General features: G+C 48.5%; 15 protein-coding genes. 8 read left to right on the top strand and 7 right to left on the bottom strand.

The window, feature by feature from the left end; genetic code table 11:
• Positions 1-436 precede the first annotated feature (436 nt).
• The 5 genes from I2H74_RS11805 to I2H74_RS11825 all read right to left on the bottom strand — a co-directional run bounded on the left by I2H74_RS11805 (position 437) and on the right by I2H74_RS11825 (position 4,168).
• Positions 437-820, bottom strand: a complete 384-nt coding sequence (locus I2H74_RS11805; RefSeq protein WP_195574427.1) for a DUF350 domain-containing protein — start codon at positions 818-820, stop codon at positions 437-439.
• A gap of 97 nt (positions 821-917) precedes the next feature.
• A complete protein-coding gene (locus I2H74_RS11810) occupies positions 918-2,234 on the bottom strand; it encodes a glutathionylspermidine synthase family protein (RefSeq protein WP_195574178.1) in 1,317 nt (438 codons plus the stop codon).
• Between the two features lie 5 nt (positions 2,235-2,239).
• Positions 2,240-2,656 (bottom strand): YgdI/YgdR family lipoprotein, encoded by a 417-nt coding sequence (locus I2H74_RS11815; protein WP_229106594.1) that lies wholly within the window; start codon positions 2,654-2,656, stop codon positions 2,240-2,242.
• A 1-nt stretch (position 2,657) separates the two neighbouring features.
• Positions 2,658-3,143, bottom strand: a complete 486-nt coding sequence (locus tag I2H74_RS11820) for a hypothetical protein (protein WP_195574179.1) — start codon at positions 3,141-3,143, stop codon at positions 2,658-2,660.
• A complete protein-coding gene (locus I2H74_RS11825) occupies positions 3,140-4,168 on the bottom strand; it encodes a potassium channel protein (RefSeq protein WP_195574180.1) in 1,029 nt (342 codons plus the stop codon). The genes I2H74_RS11820 and I2H74_RS11825 overlap by 4 nt, the downstream gene beginning before the upstream one ends.
• A 273-nt stretch (positions 4,169-4,441) precedes the next feature.
• Here I2H74_RS11825 and I2H74_RS11830 point away from each other — a divergent pair, with 273 nt between their 5' ends.
• From I2H74_RS11830 to I2H74_RS11840, 3 genes are all read left to right on the top strand, one after another.
• The gene (locus I2H74_RS11830) at positions 4,442-5,263 is read left to right on the top strand and encodes a GTP pyrophosphokinase (RefSeq protein WP_229106595.1); all 822 of its coding nucleotides are present in this window, start codon (positions 4,442-4,444) and stop codon (positions 5,261-5,263) included.
• A 145-nt stretch (positions 5,264-5,408) separates the two neighbouring features.
• The gene (locus I2H74_RS11835; protein ID WP_195574181.1) at positions 5,409-6,338 is read left to right on the top strand and encodes a manganese-dependent inorganic pyrophosphatase; all 930 of its coding nucleotides are present in this window, start codon (positions 5,409-5,411) and stop codon (positions 6,336-6,338) included.
• A 151-nt stretch (positions 6,339-6,489) separates the two neighbouring features.
• Complete coding sequence (locus I2H74_RS11840; protein ID WP_195574182.1) at positions 6,490-7,623, top strand: GNAT family N-acetyltransferase; 1,134 nt, start codon at positions 6,490-6,492, stop codon at positions 7,621-7,623.
• 181 nt (positions 7,624-7,804) lie between these two features.
• Here the strand turns inward: I2H74_RS11840 and I2H74_RS11845 are convergent, their stop codons facing one another.
• Positions 7,805-9,001: a Calx-beta domain-containing protein gene (locus I2H74_RS11845; protein WP_195574183.1), complete on the bottom strand. Its 1,197-nt coding sequence runs from the start codon at positions 8,999-9,001 to the stop codon at positions 7,805-7,807.
• Positions 9,002-9,363: 362 nt separating this feature from the next.
• A complete protein-coding gene (gene serS / locus I2H74_RS11850; protein ID WP_195574184.1) occupies positions 9,364-10,665 on the bottom strand; it encodes a serine--tRNA ligase in 1,302 nt (433 codons plus the stop codon).
• A gap of 660 nt (positions 10,666-11,325) precedes the next feature.
• Here serS and I2H74_RS11855 point away from each other — a divergent pair.
• From I2H74_RS11855 to I2H74_RS11875, 5 genes are all read left to right on the top strand, one after another.
• Entirely contained in the window at positions 11,326-13,395 is a 2,070-nt protein-coding gene (locus I2H74_RS11855) for a bifunctional aldolase/short-chain dehydrogenase (RefSeq protein WP_195574185.1), read from the top strand.
• A gap of 244 nt (positions 13,396-13,639) precedes the next feature.
• Positions 13,640-14,410: a DeoR/GlpR family DNA-binding transcription regulator gene (locus I2H74_RS11860; protein ID WP_195574186.1), complete on the top strand. Its 771-nt coding sequence runs from the start codon at positions 13,640-13,642 to the stop codon at positions 14,408-14,410.
• A 108-nt stretch (positions 14,411-14,518) separates the two neighbouring features.
• On the top strand, positions 14,519-15,262 hold the full coding sequence (locus I2H74_RS11865; RefSeq protein ID WP_195574430.1) for a (Fe-S)-binding protein: 744 nt from the start codon (positions 14,519-14,521) through the stop codon (positions 15,260-15,262).
• Positions 15,249-16,850 (top strand): LutB/LldF family L-lactate oxidation iron-sulfur protein, encoded by a 1,602-nt coding sequence (locus tag I2H74_RS11870; protein WP_195574187.1) that lies wholly within the window; start codon positions 15,249-15,251, stop codon positions 16,848-16,850. Before I2H74_RS11865 ends, I2H74_RS11870 begins: the two co-directional genes overlap by 14 nt.
• A complete protein-coding gene (locus tag I2H74_RS11875) occupies positions 16,834-17,601 on the top strand; it encodes a LutC/YkgG family protein (protein ID WP_195574188.1) in 768 nt (255 codons plus the stop codon). The genes I2H74_RS11870 and I2H74_RS11875 overlap by 17 nt, the downstream gene beginning before the upstream one ends.
• Positions 17,602-17,977: the final 376 nt, after the last annotated feature.

Below are 17,977 nucleotides of genomic sequence, written 5' to 3' on the forward strand. Positions count from 1 at the left end.
ATAAGCTATGTAATCCTTTCATGCTTGATACAACGAGATCAATTTCAAGCTGTGATTCACGACAAAAAGCCCCATTTCGATCTTGAGATGGGACGAACATGAATACATCTTACACCTGTTGACTGCTGATCTTTAATTTATTTTGCTGTGCTGTTGAATGAAACAAATCTATTATAATCCTTGCTTGGCTCGTAATCGTAACAACGGAATGACAGATAAGTATCAACCGAGTAACAGACCTGTATCAAACTGTCACTCCATCTGTAAATTCCATATCAACTATTAATACTCAAGAAAATAAAAAATGTAGCGGTATAAGAAGGGGAGGATTGTGCTGGAAATTCCTTACGGCTCCAAATCCAACAAAAAAACTCCCCTGAATAAATAACTCAAGGGAGCTTAAGGCGTGGATTAAGGATGATGCTCACGGTTAAAGCTACATGAGAAATGTACCAATAACAACGGATACGCCGATAATGAGCGAGCGCAGCAGCTGTGCTACAGCCATATTGCCTTTGGCAATCTCTTCACAAACCTTCGTGCGCGGCGTTACCCAATCAAATATGAAATAGACAAGACATAAGATGATGATGCCGACGACCGACCAGATCAGCATCGCGATCCAAGAGTGAGTGCTGAATGATACCATGGCGACGATGATGCATAGGCCCAGTAGCTTGCTGCCCATGTACAGTCCTGCTGCTTCATTGCCTTTGGCAAGCTCGTCAGAGTCGTTGTAGCGGGTCAGCTTGCTGAATACAAGGGCACCTACACCTAGAATGACAAATAATAGGACGATACCAATGCCTACATTTAGCATATCGAATCCAAAATCTTTCACGATTATATCCTCCTTATGAATGGTTCTGCCAACTAGAGCGGCAGCTTATTACCTTTTTCATGATGATCAAAAAGGTCTATGGTAGAGGCTTCTCTACAGCTGCGGGGCAGTAATAGGCCATGTCTCCGGTAATCTTTCCGCCTATTCGTGGAAGAAGGCCTGCGTACTGCCCACCGATTACATAAGCACCTAATAGAAGAGATCCAGTATAGGGTCCTTCTTCTGTGATCAGCTCAAGCTCAGTCATCGGGTGGTGCTGCTGATAGATCTTAGGCTGATTCGTATAGTAATCTCGAATATCGGCCTGTTCTTCCTGCTCCGCGCCCCATTCGCTAAGCTCCAAGATACCGTCTCCACCAAAGATGGCCGTTCCTTTTCCTTCGCGTCCCCAGTAGCTCTTTTCAACATAAGGGATATGGGAAAGTTGAAAGACCGAAGGATCAAAGTAAGTAGGAAGGAAGTAAAGCGGGATTCGCTGAAGTTCCTTCTCTTCGAACAGCTCAAAGCCGCACAAGCGTGTTGTTTCCTCATAATGCTCATATAAAGACCAGATCAAGGCCATAAAGCCTTTGCTTTGTGTAATCATGCTTTGCGGAGGATTCATGATGCCAAGCTTGCCGTTCATAATCAATTCTAGAAGATCTTCTCCGACAGGACGGTCGTGAATCTCGTCTCGATCGTGTACGAGATACTCTAATGGATACAAGCGATAGAGGATCGAGATTTGCTTGCCTTCGACATACAGTCCTTCTCCAGGTATGATCTCAAGCTGGTCCAATGGAACGAAGAAAGCGGGATATCCAAGCTCCTCTACAGCATGAAGCAGGTACATGGTGTTCGTCAGATCTTCAAGATGGGAATCATAGCACGTAAAGGCAATGCCACCGTCCAATCCTTGCTGCTGATAATAATCGATCAAATGCCGGAAGGCTTGCTGAATATGATTGCGCATATCTTTGGATGCTGTGCAATAGTCGGTATACCCTTCAACAAGGGCCTCTGCTAAATAGGCTGTCTCCGGTATCCCTGTTGGCGTATCGGTGTTGTTCTCGATACACTTCAACCCGTGCTCATGCAGTATCCAGTCCTGTCTCGATACGCCATGGAACGGAACCTCAATGCGCGCGCTATCGATCAGGGCAGGGTGAAGTCCCAATTGCTCGATCAGAAAGGTATCGGGCATGTAGCGCTGGACAAACCGAAGCACTTTCCAATAGATGCGGTCAACCCAATAGGCGGCTTCCGCGATCGCCTGAGATTCGTGAGACTCGAGCACCGTCAACGAGGGAAGGCAGTATTGCTTGCCGTACATGCGATGATAGGGGATGCGAGCTGCAACCTCTCCTTGAAACACCTCATCATGCTTGTAGGGAAGATTCATGATGCTAGCCATTCTCACTAACCTCCGATACTGCTGCTTCCACTGCTGCCAAATCCTTTGAAGGAGCCGCTCTTAGAAGTCGACTTGTAGGCAGAGCTTGATTTGTAAGAAGAATAAGTGCTTGGCTTCGCCCTGTAGCGCTTATTCGTGCTGGACACGTAGTAGAAGCCTCCGTCATCATCCTCGTAATAGCTGCCTTGGGGGCACTCCTCATAGGTGATGGTGTCATCATTATTGGTATCATAGCAATATTCATCATAGGCTTCTTCGTCGCTGCCGCAGCCAGCAAGCAAAGCTGGGACGGTCAGCAGCAGGGCAAGCGCGGCCATCTTATGAGGCGATACTCGCTTTCTTTTTATAGCCGAGTTCGAATTCTTTGCTGTCGTATGAGGCGAGGAAGAATCGTTCTCGGGGTGATGATGTTGATCTTTCATGTTATACATCCACTCCTTTAAGGAATAGGTTGACCTTGCGGCGGTCCAGATCAAGCACGCTGTACACATGCTCATACGTATGGCCGCGCTCGACGTAATAGTGATCAAGCAGCAGCTGAGCTAGTTCTAGCGTCTGATAGGCTGGTCTTAAGGGCTCCCTGCGATTGAATTGTCCACGTTCCCAGTAATGCCAATCGGCAGCCAGCACTGGAGCGATATCGCAGTATTCAAATAGAGCATGCTTGATGGGCGAGCCATAGGGCTGCAGCTCCATCTCCTGAAAGGGCTTCATGTAAATGAACTGTCGCTGACCATCCTCAGATTCATGGGAGGTATGCTCAAAGCATTGGTTCCGAATGACGGTTGCATTGACGAGCTTGCGAACAAAGAGCTCTTCGTCTGAGACCGTCTGTTCCAAGATCGTCCGAATGACCTTCGATTCGGCCTCAGACCACTCTTGATAGGAGAGTGTGCGGAACGAATTCATGGCTTTGCCGCCTTTCCTTGTAAATTCTCAACATAGACTTGGGTATCACAGATGACAAAGAGCTTTGCTTCAGCAGGAATCTTATCCTTTAGCCTGCGGTTGATGCCCATATCGCTGCGATCCGAGATCAGGGTTGCCCCTTGCCGAAGCAGCTCATTAAAGGCATCCTCATAGGTAACCCATTGAGGATCTGTTGGAACCTGATAGATCTCGGCCCCATGCTGCCGGCTTAACAGCTGGTAGAAGATATCCATATTACCTTCCTCCAAGGCACTCTTTACCGCCAAGCGTGATACAGCGTCATGCGAGAGGATAAATTCGTTTACGTTAACATGTCTAAAGTTGTGAGTATGCTTCTCCAGCATCACTTCAACGGTCGTATGTACATGTGAGGCGAAGCTCTCAATGCTTGAAGCAATCAGCAGCGACTTGCCGTCTACAAGCGACGAATCGTCAATGCGTGGATCTGCAAAAATGATGGCTGCGCGAGCGCTCTGCATTCCCGCCTGATTCAAAACATCCACAGATGTTGGATCCCCGCTTACAAAGTGAACCTTTGGATGATCATAGGGATGCCTCGGACTGTCATCCACAATGACGATATCTGTAGTTGGACTCGAAGATAGCAGCTCTTCAATGGCGTACTGTGCTTTTCGACTCCAGTTCAGAATAATGACATGCTGTTTGCCATGAAACTTCAATTTCCCCGTCTCCCTTCTCCGATGCATATCTGCAACCCGATCAATGATCTTGCCGATCACTAAGCTTAACAAGCCGATTCCAAAGATATAGATAAAGATCGTAAGCAGCTTTCCAAGCGGTGTAACCGCATAATAGTCGCCGTAGCCGACAGTAGCCATCGTTGTCAGCACCCAATACAAGGCGTTAAACCAGGAGGTAAACGTATCGGGCTCAATGAGATAGGCTGTGCTTGCAGTCAAAAGCACAAAGAGAACGACAAGTACGGCTAAGATGGAGTTCTTGAGCCTAAGCAGCTTTATCGATAATCGGCGGATGAGAAACAAGGCTTCACCTCCTATATTAGGGTTGGAAAATACTTGAACAGATTGATTATACGTGCTTTCTTCCTATTCGGATGCAGAGGAAATCATAGTTTTTATAAAAAATTTGGTTAGGGTGGATAGGTGTAGCAGGATTGCCAGGACTAAAGGGGGCTGTATTTGCGAGTTGGCTTCACAAAGGTTAATCTAGAAGAAGAGAAAGATTGAACCTGAATTCGATTTGTACATGCCATTTTTATATACGGTCATCAATGCACATGTTGGAGGAGCAAAGCGATGGAGAATAATCAACAGAATGAACAGCAGGAAGCGGTACAGCAGGAAGAGAATAGCGTGGAAGTGAACAGCTTTCAAGAGATCGTTGACGTCAATACCTTGGTGGATACAGATCTGCCGGGAGGCAGAATGCTCGCAAACGTTATGAACAGCGGGATGATTCGCAGTCGCTTCAAGGACGGCAGCTTAAACCGTATGGATTTGTTTGAAATGATTCAGAAGTATTGGGACACGCTGTTTAACCAGTATGAGATGGCGCTGAATGAGCTGAAGAGCGACTTTCAGATCATCGATCTCGATTGGAAGACGAGATACGGTTATACGCCAATCGAGCATATCAAGGCTAGAATTAAGGATCCTTTGTCCCTGCTCAAGAAGCTCGAACGCAAGAACATTGCGCTGACGCCGGACATTTTCCACACGATTCAAACGGAGATCTTCGATATCGCCGGACTTCGAATTGTCACGACGTTTATCGATGACGTTTATGCGATGAAAGAGCACATTATGGAACGTGAGGACATTCGAGTTATCCGCATTAAGGACTACATCGAGAATCCGAAGCCAAGCGGCTATAAGAGCCTTCACATGGTGGTCGAAACGAAGGTCATTACCTCTTCGGGCATCCTGTGGGTGCCAGCAGAGATTCAGATTCGCACTTCGTCCATGGACTTCTGGGCGGCGACTGAGCACAAGCTGAATTACAAGTATGAAGGCGGAGACATTCCTGAGGATGCGAAAGAACAGCTGGTAGAGCTGTCCAAGGCATCGTTCGTGTGGGATAAGCAGATGTCGCTGCTTCGCAATCAGTTGCTAAAATAAAGCCATAGCGCTTTAATAGATGAAATACAAAAATATCCCATTAAAGGGATGGGAATAATCCTCAAACTGCGGTATAATCTTGATTGGATCATGGGACGAGGTTATACTTATATCGCCCTAAATAAACGTGTAAGGAGCTATATCAATGGAAAAAGTACTTGTATTCGGACATAAAAACCCAGACACAGATACGATTTGTTCCGCTATTGCTTATGCTGAATTGAAACGTGAGCTCGGCGTAGATGCTGAACCTGTTCGCTTGGGAAATGTGAACGGCGAGACGCAATACGCATTGGATACGTTCAAGGCTGAAGTTCCGCGCTTGGTTGAAACGGTAGCAAACGAAGTGAATGGTGTCATCTTGGTTGACCATAACGAGCGTCAACAAAGTGTCAGCGATATTGAAAAGGTTCAAGTGTTGGAGGTTATTGACCACCACCGCATTGCGAACTTCGAGACAAGTGCTCCATTGTACTACCGTGCAGAGCCAGTAGGATGCACGGCAACGATCTTGAACAAGCTCTACAAGGAGAACGGTGTTGCGATTAAGCCTGAGATCGCAGGTTTGATGCTGTCTGCCATTATCTCTGACTCCTTGTTGTTCAAATCCCCTACTTGCACAAAGCAGGATATCGATGCAGCGAACGAGCTTGCGGCACTCGCAGGCGTTGACGCAGCTGAATATGGCTTGAACATGCTGAAGGCTGGTGCGGATCTGTCCGACAAATCCATTAGCGATCTGATTACGCTTGACTCTAAAGAATTCACAATGGGCAGCTCCAAGGTTGAGATTGCTCAAGTAAACGCAGTTGATGTACAAGATGTGCTTGGACGTGAAGCAGAAGTAACAGCTGCCTTGAACCAAGTGATCGCGGACAAAGGCTTGGATATCTTCGTCTTTGTGGTAACAGACATCTTGAACAACGATTCCGTGGCACTTGTGCTTGGTTCCCGTACTGATGCGGTTGAGCAAGCGTTCAATGTTAAGCTTGTTGACAACAAAGCGGTATTGAAGGGTGTAGTATCCCGCAAATCGCAAGTTGTCCCTGTATTGACAGATATTTTAAGCAAGTAAGAGCATATGGAATGATAGATAAGAGCGACTGGCCTTCATGATGGAGATGAAGGTTCAGTCGCTTTTTATATGGATCGACATCACAGGATAAGCGTGGTAATGTCATCATAAACACGACCACACGCATCAGGTATGAGGAGGACGTTCCCTTATGGAATCGATTCGTTATGTTCACCAAGAAGAAGTAGTAGAAGCGGCAAAGCTTGCAGATATCACCTTTCGTAAGGAAGGCCAGCGGCCGATGGCTGAGGCGTTTCCGCTCATCTTCTCTGGCGTATATGAAGGTTCAGTCGGTGTATACGCTGGAGAGAAGCTGGTATCCTTTATGGGGCTAGTTCCTAGTCAAATAAAGATTGGGGCAGCAACGGTACCCTGCTATTCGTTAGGATCCGTTTGCACGGATGTGGATCATCGAGGCAAAGGTTATGCGGGACAGCTTTTACAGAAAGTGTTCGAGCATATTGAAGCTTCGCAAGGCTCTCTATTGTTTGTATCTGGCGACCGCAGTCTTTACACTCGTCAAGGCTGCGTCTACTTCGGGGCGATTCAGCACTTCAAGCTGACACCAGATGCTGTAAAGCAGCTTCAATCGCTTGGGAATCGGTCGGTCCGCGAGGCTGAAGAGCGGGATCGATTGGAACGTCAGCGGTTAGCTGATGCGAGCAAGGTTCGGTTTGACCGAGGGCTCTACGAGCGCGCTGTGCTGGAGGAGGCGAGCGCTCAGGCAAGCCTCGCTAAGCTTGAACAGCGGATCTATGTTGCTGAGCAGGAGGGCATGATTGAAGCCTATGTGATCCTTGGTATAAAAGGAGAGGTCGAGTCCGAAGCGACGCCAGTCGTCATTGATTGGGGCGGGGATGCGGCTGCAACAGCGGCGATGCTTGGAAGCCTGATCACAGAGCTGTCTTTGCCGGAAATTCGCATGGCTGTGCCTTGGCACGAGACGGCTATGCTTGAGCAGTTGAAGAAGATTCCATCCACAGCAGGCAACAACCAAGGTACGGTGAAGCTTGTGAATCCGGTGCGATTCTGGGATCAGCTCCGCCCTTATTTCGAATCCATCGATGAAGGAGCGTTAGCCCATATTGATGTGCTTGAGGTGAAGGGAGAAGACAAGGTGGAATTGCATGTTGGGGGTAAGCATGTGATTCTATCCACAGCCGAATTTACGTCCTTATTGTTTAATCGAGATTCGGATGCCGCACCTGAGCTGAACGCCTCTCTATGGCTGAAGAAGCTGCTGCCGGTTCCTTTGCCGTATACAGCGGGCTTGAACTTTATTTAGTGATCCATTAGAAGCTGAAAGAGTACAGCAATCATTTTTAATGATAAATGTAAGTGAACGGCTCCAATAAAAAAGCTGCTTCCGTTATTTGCCGGAAGCAGCTTTTTTTCGTTCCCATACACCAAGATTTTATTTTGGCAGCCGTTGATCTATTGGCAGTGACACTTATGCTTTCATCACATTAGTTGGAGCGTTTTTCATTGTCGAGTATCGTTATGGTTGCTTGCTGCACGGACCCGAGCACCGCTCCTCCTTGAGCATCGCTGAGCTTTAAGGTGAACGTCTCATTGCCTTCCCATGATCCATCATCAATGATATAAAGGTTAATGACAGCGGATTGTTGTCCTGGCGCGAAGGTTACTCTTACAGGCTCGAAGCCAAAGTCTTTATCGCGTTTCGCTGATCCGTTTGCTGTACTTACGAATACGGATACTTCTTTTGTAAGGTTGCCAGAGCGCGTAATGGTAACAGGGAGCACATTGATATATTCCCAGGTGGAATATGAGGATTGCTGCAATTGGATGGTGGCGCTGCTGCCGCCATCATTGCCGAGGATACGGAACTCGATGGAAGATGGGCCGTCAATCTGAGCATTGGGAGAGGTGATGTTCATTTTGAAGGTTTCGGTGCTTTCAAGCTCGCTATCGTTTAGTACTTCAACCCAAACGTACTCGACCTGTGAGTTCAACCAATCCAGCACATAATCATCATGAAATTCAGTTGGAAACGCTCCCTCTGTAGGCGAAATTATATAATCTGAAGGCTGCGCTGTGACGGGAGTATCCGTTATTTGATAGGAAACAGGTACAGACAGATCTCCGAGCCTTTTGATCTCAAACATTTTCTCCGAGCCCTCAGCTAAGTCATACGAAGCTTCTGCAGGTCGAATTCTTAGCGTTGGCGGTTCATTATCCAAAATATACAGCAGAGCCTCGTGCCAGCCATCCTCTTCATAAAAGCATACATTTGGAGATGGATTGCTCAATTGAATGTACAACTCTCTAATGTTTTCATTTAAAATGTTATCGTCTTGAATGGGAATTTCGACAATTTGAGTGGGGGCTTGATCTGTAAAGGTAACCGTAAAGGAGTGTAATGGCTCATCATTTGCATTTCGATCGCCATACACATTTAGAACGACGGAACCTGATTCATTTGGTTTAGGCGTATAAGCTGTAAGCTTAATTTGTTTGACTCCGATATTCTCCTTCGCTAAAAACTTCCCTCCCGGGAAATCCAAATTGGTAATGTCGTACTGAAACCCTACATAGAACGAACAAGTAGAAGCTTCGGCTTGCTTGGGACTTGACACGATAAGCAGCATAAGGATACTGACAACGAGTGACAAGGTCAATTTCTTTCCGATGGATAACGACATTCGATCACCTCCTATATTTTTAGATACAATATGTATCTAATACAAAATCTAGTCTAGTAACCGTATTCAGTCAACCGTATAAATTGCCGAAAACTGACTTCTTTTGTAAGGTAAATAAAAAACCGCCTTTCTAACTTAGGAATGGACCCTCCAATGATTAGCTATGCCAATCATTGGGGGCCATTCAAGCAGAAGGCGGTATTTTCATATTTGGGCTGTCATCTTTCGTCAGCGGTCATCATCATATGCATTAGCAATCGGTCGATTCTATAACAGCGTCGTTACGCTTTAAAATGACCTCAAGACGGGTATTCTCATAATCACACAACAAGAAAGATGCGTTGCTTTCGTTATGATGTAAGCTACTTCTGTGCGATCGCAGGAACAAGCTCTTTCATGCCGTTCATATAGCGCTGCAGCGCTAATGGAATACGAATTGTGCCGTCCTCCTGCTGATGATTCTCAAGCAGTGGAATCAGGATGCGAGGTGTGGCGACAGCCGTGTTGTTAAGCGTATGACAGTATCTCAGTTTGCCAGCTTGGTCCCGGTATCGAATCTGGGCCCGTCGTGCTTGAAAATCATGCAGGTTAGACGACGAATGGGTTTCCCCGAAGCTGTTGCGGCTTGGCATCCACGTTTCAAGATCATACTGCTTATACGTTTTCTGCGACATGTCTCCTGTGCAGACGGCCATTTGCTGATAAGGGAGCTCCAGCAGATGCAGAATCTGTTCCGCATGGCTGGTAATCTCCTGCAGCATCTCCTCCGACAAGTCGGGGTCTGCCTCGCACAGCACGACCTGCTCGACCTTGGCAAATTGATGGACGCGGTACAATCCATACACATCTCTGCCCGCCGATCCGACCTCGCTGCGGAAGCAATTCGACGCTGCCGCTAAGCGAATCGGTGCTTTCACATCAACGATCTCATTCGCATAGTACGAGATGAGCGGCACTTCCGAGGTTCCGACCAGCCATTTGTCATCGGAAGCAATTTGATAGGTTTGATCCTGCCCAAGCGGGAAAAAGGCGGTATTGGTCATCGCTTCGCCGCGTACCATCAAGGGCACATCCATCAGGGTAAAGCCCTGTTCCTGCAGATAGTCCATGGCCAGCTGCTGGACAGCACGGTGCAGAAGCACGCCGGTTCCTTTCAGGACATAGTGGCGCGTTCCAGCCATCTTGACGCCTCTCGACATATCGATCATATCATGCAGGCTGCCAAGCTCTACATGATCGCGCGCTTCGAAGGCAAAGGTTGGCGGAGTGCCCACCTGCTTCAACCGTACATTATCTTGATCCGACTTGCCGATCGGCGAGTCCGGCGATACCATATTGGGAACGAGGAGCAGCAGTTGGTTCACTTTCACATCTAGTTCCTTCAGTAGAGTCTCTCGTTCTTGCAGACCGTCATTGAGTTGTCTTACTTGCGACATGCGCTCTTCTGCTGCAGCATGGCTCGCTGTATCAGATCGTGCCTTTAGCTTGCCGATCTCTTGCGACAGTTGATTGCGCTTCGCACGCTCTTCATCGATCTGCTGCTGCAGCTGCTTCCGCTCATCGTACGTGCGAAGCACCTCTTCAATCGATACTTCAATTCCTTTTTGCTTCGCGATGCGCTGTACGTCTTGCTGATGCTCACGCATCCAATGAATGTCCAACATCGTTACCATCTCCTTAAAAAAATACAAAAAGCGCCCTCATCACTATGGGACGAGGAGCGCTTAGCCCGCGGTGCCACCCATGTTGATTGAACATGATCATGATCGTGTTCAATCCTCTTAGGTACCGCGATAACGGGCGGGTCCGGTTAACTTAGGGTGAAAGGGCGCGAGGATATGAGTCTATCTCAAGTCCTTCACCTTGACGAGAACGCCTCCGAGTGGGATGCTCTTCATTGGCCGTTTGCAATCGATATTAGATTAGGGAGTATTATAACGCACTCTATTTATGGAATGCAAGGGCGCCGCAACCGGTATGAAAGCAATGGGGGAATTCCATTGGGAGCATGGAGCATCTCTCATAGGCTTTGTTTCGGGTGAGCATAGGATGAACGCGGAAATTATCGATACGAATTGTATCAAAAAAGTGATGCGGAAATTGTCATGAAGGGAGTGGTTGTCTTTTATTGTCAAACACCTATAAGCGAAAATGGAATGAAAGCAAGCTGTAGATTTTGTTTATGAATAATAATAAATTTGAAAATCTTTATTTAAAAATAAAAAAACATATATACAAAAATAAACAAAACTGTGTTACCATAATTTCGTAAATAATAATCCAAATAAAACCAAGTCCATTCGAATACATGGGGGGATATCGACGTGGTAGCGAACTTATGGGAGAAGTCGAAAGCAGCAAGTCTTGAAAGCGGTTTATCCGAGCTTGTTTATCGTTCGAATCGTATTGGTGCAGATCGAGCGGTGTGCAACTGGGGTGGAGGCAACACGTCTATGAAGACGGTGGAGAAGGATTTCCGCGGTCGTGATATTGAAGTGATGTGGGTGAAAGGGAGCGGTTCTGACCTGGGGACGATGCAGAGCCAGCATTTTACAGGCTTAAGCCTAAGCGACATTGCGCCATTGTATGAACGCGACGAGATGTCGGATGAAGAGATGGTCAGCTATCTTGGCCACTGCATGATCGACAGCAAGCATCCAAGAGCATCGATTGAGACGCTGCTTCATGCATTCTTGCCGTTTAAGCATGTGGATCATACTCATCCGGACGCGATAATCAGCTTATGCTGTGCTCACAACGGCCGTGAGCTGGCCGACGAGATTTATGGCGACCGATATGTATGGGTCCCTTATGTCCGTCCAGGCTTTACCTTGTCTAAAATGATTGCGCAAGGCGTTCGCAGCAATCCAAAGGCTGAGCTTGTCCTGATGGAGAAGCACGGACTTGTGACGTGGGGAGAAACGTCGGAGGAGTGCTATAACAAGACGATTGCCATCATTCAAGAGGCAGAATCCTATATTGAGGCACGCGTGAATGAAGAGAAGCTGTTTGGCGGCAAGCAGCATGAGTCGATTCCAGCTGAAGACCGCGACCGTATTCTCGCAGAGGTGCTCCCTGTCATTCGCGGCGCAGTTATCGATAACAAGCATATGATCGTGAAGGTTGATGCTGAGGCGGATGTGCTTGCTTTCGTGAACAGCCGTGATGCGAAAACATTATCGCAGGTAGGAGCCGCTTGTCCTGATCATCTCGTTCATACCAAGATGAAGCCGCTCTATGTCGAGTGGAGTCCTGAAGGTCAAGATGTGGATGCTTTGAAGGAAGCTCTCCGCCTAGGCGTTGCTGCTTATAAAGAAGAGTATAAGGCTTACTTTGAACGGAATAAGCATGAGGGCGACGTGATGTTTGAGGCGGCTCCACGCGTCATTCTCATTCCGGGGCTAGGCATGGTGAATACAGGCAAGAGCGATGCGATGGCGAATATCAGCGGCGCCTTGTACCATCGGGCTATTGCCGTGATGCGCGGAGCAACGGCGCTTGGCGAGTTCGTGTCCTTAAGCGAAAATGAATCCTATAACGTCGAGTACTGGCCATTAGAGCTGTATAAGCTGACGTTGGCCCCGGCAGAAGCGGAATTCTCCCGCAAGGTCGCCTTTATCACAGGAGGGGCAGGCGGCATCGGCAGCGCAGCGGCTCGCAAGCTTCTTAAGGAAGGCGCTCATGTCGTGCTTGCTGACTTGAATCTGGAGGGAGCAACGAAGCTTGCGGAAGAGCTGAATCGAGAGTATGGGGAAGGCCGCGCGCTGGCTGTGAAGATGGACGTGACGAAGGAAGAAGAGGTGAAGGCGGCGTTCGATCAGAGTGCTCTTCATTATGGCGGCGTTGATATTATTGTGAACAATGCTGGCTTGGCGACATCGAGCCCATTCGATGAGACCTCCTTGTCCGAATGGAACTTGAATATGAATGTGCTCGCGACGGGCTACTTCCTCGTTGCACGCGAAGCCTTCAAGCAGATGAAGGCACAAGGCATTGGCGGCAGCATGGTATTTGTAGGCTCAAAGAACTCTGTTTATGCCGGAAAAAATGCAGCAGCATACAGCACAGCAAAAGCGGCTGAGATTCATTTGGCACGCTGCATTGCAGCAGAAGGCGGCCAATATGGCATTCGCGTCAATTCTGTGCTGCCGGATGCCGTGCTTCAGGGCTCCGCGATCTGGAACTCGAACTGGCGCAATGAGCGCGCTGCAGCCTATGGCATCGAGCCAGACCAATTAGAGGAATACTACCGCAAGAGAACAACGCTGCTCGTGAACGTATTCCCTTCGGATATTGCTGAGGCAATTGCGTACTTTGCTTCCTCGAAGGCGGAGAAGACGACAGGCTGCATGATTACGGTAGATGGTGGAGTGCCTGCGGCATTCACGAGATAAGGGCGGCGTAGCCGTATAGGCTTAACGAAAGGATGATCCAAACGATTAGGGCATTCTCGTTAACCAAGCGAATTCGCTGCTTGTGGTCAACTTGATCCTAGCTGTGCTTGTTGATGTCAAACTGTCATCAACACACGGCTAGTTCCCTCAAACCTTCTATTGTACAATGGAGCATAATGGATGTTGCTGCCAAAGGGTAATATGCGGCAGAGATAAATAGATAAGGGTAAAGAGAGGTTAGATCATGCTGATCGCAGAGAGATTGCAATATATTGTGGCTGCTGTAAATGAAAGAGGCAGTGTAAGAGTATCGGAGCTAAGCGTAGACTGCGGAGTAACAGAGGAGACGATTCGTCGTGATCTCGATCGGCTGGAGAGCGAGGGGAAGCTGCTTCGCAGTCATGGTGGTGCGGTAAGCGTAAAGAATGACCAAGCAGAGATTCCCTTTTCCGTTCGTGAAAGCGAGCATGCGGATCTTAAGCGCTTGATGGCAGAAGAGGCGGTCTCCCGCATTAAAGAGCATGACCGCATTCTGCTCGATGCAAGCACGACAGCTTGGTATATTGCGAAGCTGCTGCCAGACACGCCGCTTACGGTGCTTACGAATTCCATTCAGGTGGCAACGGCGGTTAGTCAAAAGGAAAAGATTCAATTGATCTCTACAGGAGGCGTCCTGCTTCCGCGCTCCTTGTCCTATGTGGGGCCATTAGCGGAACGCTCGCTCGATATGTATCACGTCGACAAAGCCTTTCTGTCTTCCAAGGGCGTGCATATGCAGCGGGGGATCAGTGAATCGAATGAGATGCAGGCCATGATCAAGCGGAAAATGATCAGCATCTCTGATGAGACGTATGTGCTTGCGGACCACAGCAAGTTCGGCGTCCAATCCTTGACGCAGGTTGCCGCTTGGACGGATATACACACATTGATCACCGATCATGTAACGGATCGGAATGATCTTGGCATCATTCAGGAACAAGGGGTTCAGGTTCTGTCCCTGCCCACTCCGGAATAGATGACCGAAGCCATCTTCAGTAAGCCAGGAGCGATGCTGTAGATGGCTTTTTATTTGCAGGTTCAAGTATTCGCCTTATTGATGCATTGGAGAGGAGTGACACTCATCATGAAAGTCTCCTTATTTATTACCTGCATTAGCGATGTGGTCTATCCTGGTGTAGCCACAGCGATCGTGCGCTTGCTTTCCCGTTATGGGGTAAAAGTGGACGTTCCCAAGACCCAGACCTGCTGCGGTCAGCCAGCCTTTAACAGCGGCTATTGGGATGAGGCTAGAGCCTCTGCCATGACGCTGCTCGATGCATTTGAGGACAGCGATTTTGTCGTTGCGCCATCAGGGTCTTGCACCGGAATGATTCACCATTATTACGAAGAGCTGTTCAAGAACGACCCGATTCGGCATGATCAAGCCATTCGCCTCAAGGAGAAGACCTATGAATTCACCCAGTTTCTTGTCCATGTGCTTCAGGTGAAGGACGTTGGAGCCGTGTTCCCGCATAAGGTCACGTATCATCCTTCCTGCCACGGTACGAGGCTGCTAGGTATAAAAGAAGAGCCTAAGCTGCTGATGGGGCATGTCCGCGGACTCGAACTGGTGCCTCTTCCTCATGGAGAGGATTGCTGCGGCTTTGGAGGAACATTTGCAGTGAAGATGTCGGACATATCGGGTGCCATGGTGACGGAGAAATCGGATCATGTGCTTGCGACGGAAGCAGAGGTGCTTGTCGGACTTGATATGGGCTGCTTAATGAATATTGGAGGGAATCTCGAATATCGAGGCCAGCCGGTACGCGTCATGCACTTAGCGGAGCTTCTGGAGGAAGGGGTGAGACGGGCTCATGAGCAGAACTAGTCTATCTTCAACCGATATTCCCAATACAGTAAAAGGGAGAGCTGATCTTGCGCTGAATAATGAATTTCTAAGGCGCGCGGTCAAGTTCACCACCGAACGGCTGAGGAGCGGCAAGCTTGCTGCTGCAGAGGAACATGGCAACTGGGAGGAATGGAGAGAACGCGGCAGACAAATTCGTCTTCATACGATTGCCCATTTGGACTATTATCTGTCTCAGTTCGTAGAGAATGCAAGAGCCCAAGGCGTACATGTTCATTTTGCAAGCGATGCGAAGGAAGCCGTCGAACTCACGATGCGGATTGCCAAAGAAAAGCAGGCTAGGAGTGTCGTAAAGTCCAAGTCGATGGTCTCTGAAGAGCTTCATATCAATCATGCACTCGAAGAAGCAGAGATTGAGGGAATCGAAACGGACCTTGGGGAATATATCATTCAACTGGCTGGAGAGACGCCGTCTCATATTATTATTCCTGCCATTCATAAGAATCGGTACCAGATTGCTGAACTGCTGTCGAAGGAAGCGGGAGAGGATCTGCCTCCAGATACAGCCGTATTGGCGGGCTTTGTTAGAAAGAAGCTTCGGGAGAAGTTTTTAGAAGCGGATATCGGGATGACCGGCTGCAACTTTGCCATTGCAGAGACAGGCTCCATGGTGCTCTTCGAAAATGAAGGCAACGGCCGTATGGTAAGCACCGTGCCCAAAACGCAAATTACGTTCATGGGAATGGAGAGGATTATTCCCACTCTAAATGATCTGGAGGTAATGGCAACGCTGCTCCCACGCTCCGCAACAGGGCAGAGGCTGACGGTATATATGTCGATTCTTTCTGGACCGCGACGTCAGGTCGATGGAGACGGTCCGGAAGAGATGCACATCATTATCTTGGATAACGGACGATCTCAACAGCTTGGGGATCCACAATTCCAAGAGCTGCTGAACTGTATTCGCTGCGGCGCATGCCTTAACGCTTGTCCTGTGTACCGGCATATTGGCGGCCATGCTTATGGAGGCGTTTACAGTGGTCCTATTGGTGCGGTGCTGACGCCGGCTTTGAACAAGAATATCGCGGAATGGGACGACATTGCCAATGCATCGAGCCTATGCGGGGCATGCTACGAGGCTTGTCCGGTTAAGATCCCGCTTCATGATATGCTGATCTACCTCAGACATCGCAAGGTAGAGGCAGGAAAAGGAGATCAGGTAGAGAAGCTTGGCATGCAGGGCTTCCGCTTCGTGATGGGAGATGCCAAGCGTCTGAAGACGATTGCAAAGCTTGGCAGATGGATGCAGAAGCCAATTGTTCGGGAAGGAAGAATCAAGACAAAGATCGGACCGCTTAAAGGCTGGAACACATACCGCCATATGCCTAGCCTTCCCGATCAGACCTTCCGCGAAGAGTGGGTGCAATTGGAGCAGGAACTGGATACCTCAAGAGTGGAGCTTAGTGATCAGGTGAAGCGCCGAATGGAGGAGATCGTCGCATCACGGAGATCATCTAGAGAGAAACGGCAAGATTCGAACGATACCTTTATAGGGGCTGGTAAGAACACAAAAATGCGAGGAGGGGAGAAGAATGACGTCTCATCATGAATTTCTAAGCAAGCTTGAGGAAGAATCCCGCAAGAAGCAGGAGGCCTTCTTCGGGCACATAGCTGACCGCCTTAAGCGACCTCGGCAGATGACCCCTCCGCCGCGCGTGATTAAAGGTGCACCAACGTATTGGGAGGCCTATGAGCGGTCAGAAGAGGAACGGATGGATCAGTTCATTAAGCATTGGCAGCTTGCAGGCGGCCATGCTCATACGTTTACCTCCATGTCCGAGGCGGCTTCATTCATTCTGGAGCTTGCTGAGAAGACACAAGCTGAGCGGCTGATTATGCAGGAGCAGGCGGAGTTGCTTCCGATCAAGCAGGCACTTGAAGCGCATCAATCAGGCGGGACATCGGTTAATGAGCTTCAAGTTACGGTATGGAATACCGAGCATCTTGATCGGGAGGGGAAGGCAGAACTTGTGGCACAAGCCGCTCAAGCGGACATTGGCATAACAGCTGTGCATGCAGCCGTCTCGTATACAGGCTCGATTGTCCTTACATCGTCGGCAACGACGGGGCGTACCGTCAGTCTTCTTCCGACCATGCTGATCGCCATCATACCGGTCTCGAAGCTCAAGACAAGGCTTGGAGAAGTGCTTCGGCCTATGGATGCATGGTCGAGAGCCGAACGTCCGGCAGGCATACATTTTGTGTCTGGACCCAGTCGATCAGCGGATATTGAGAACGATCTAACAATCGGCGTCCATGGCCCTGGAATCGTGCATGCCTTGCTTATCGAAGAGGAGTAGCATCCATACAACGCCAAAGAGCCATCCTAGCTCTTCTCGTCCTGCATATAGGATCGTGAGAAGAGCTTGGATGGCTCTTTTATTGCCAGATAAGAGGACTTTGTACTGAAAGCCACCATAAGCCCTATGGTGATGGCCAATCCATCAAGCTTATCTATAGCTTCCTTTTCCTATTATCAAAAGACCTCATGTGATGCTTATCCCTTTTTGACACGATGTATTATTATTACCCTTCTGTTTATTAAAATTGAAACGAATACAATGACTAATCATACTAGTAGGTCATATACGAGAATCGAATGCAATCCCTATTCAAGCATGTATGATTGATGCTTCCACCGTATCATCGCCTTTGACATATCTGTTTCTTCGGTCT

The sequence above is a fragment of the Paenibacillus sp. 1001270B_150601_E10 genome, assembly GCF_015558675.1.
Lineage (GTDB): Bacteria > Bacillota > Bacilli > Paenibacillales > Paenibacillaceae > Paenibacillus_B.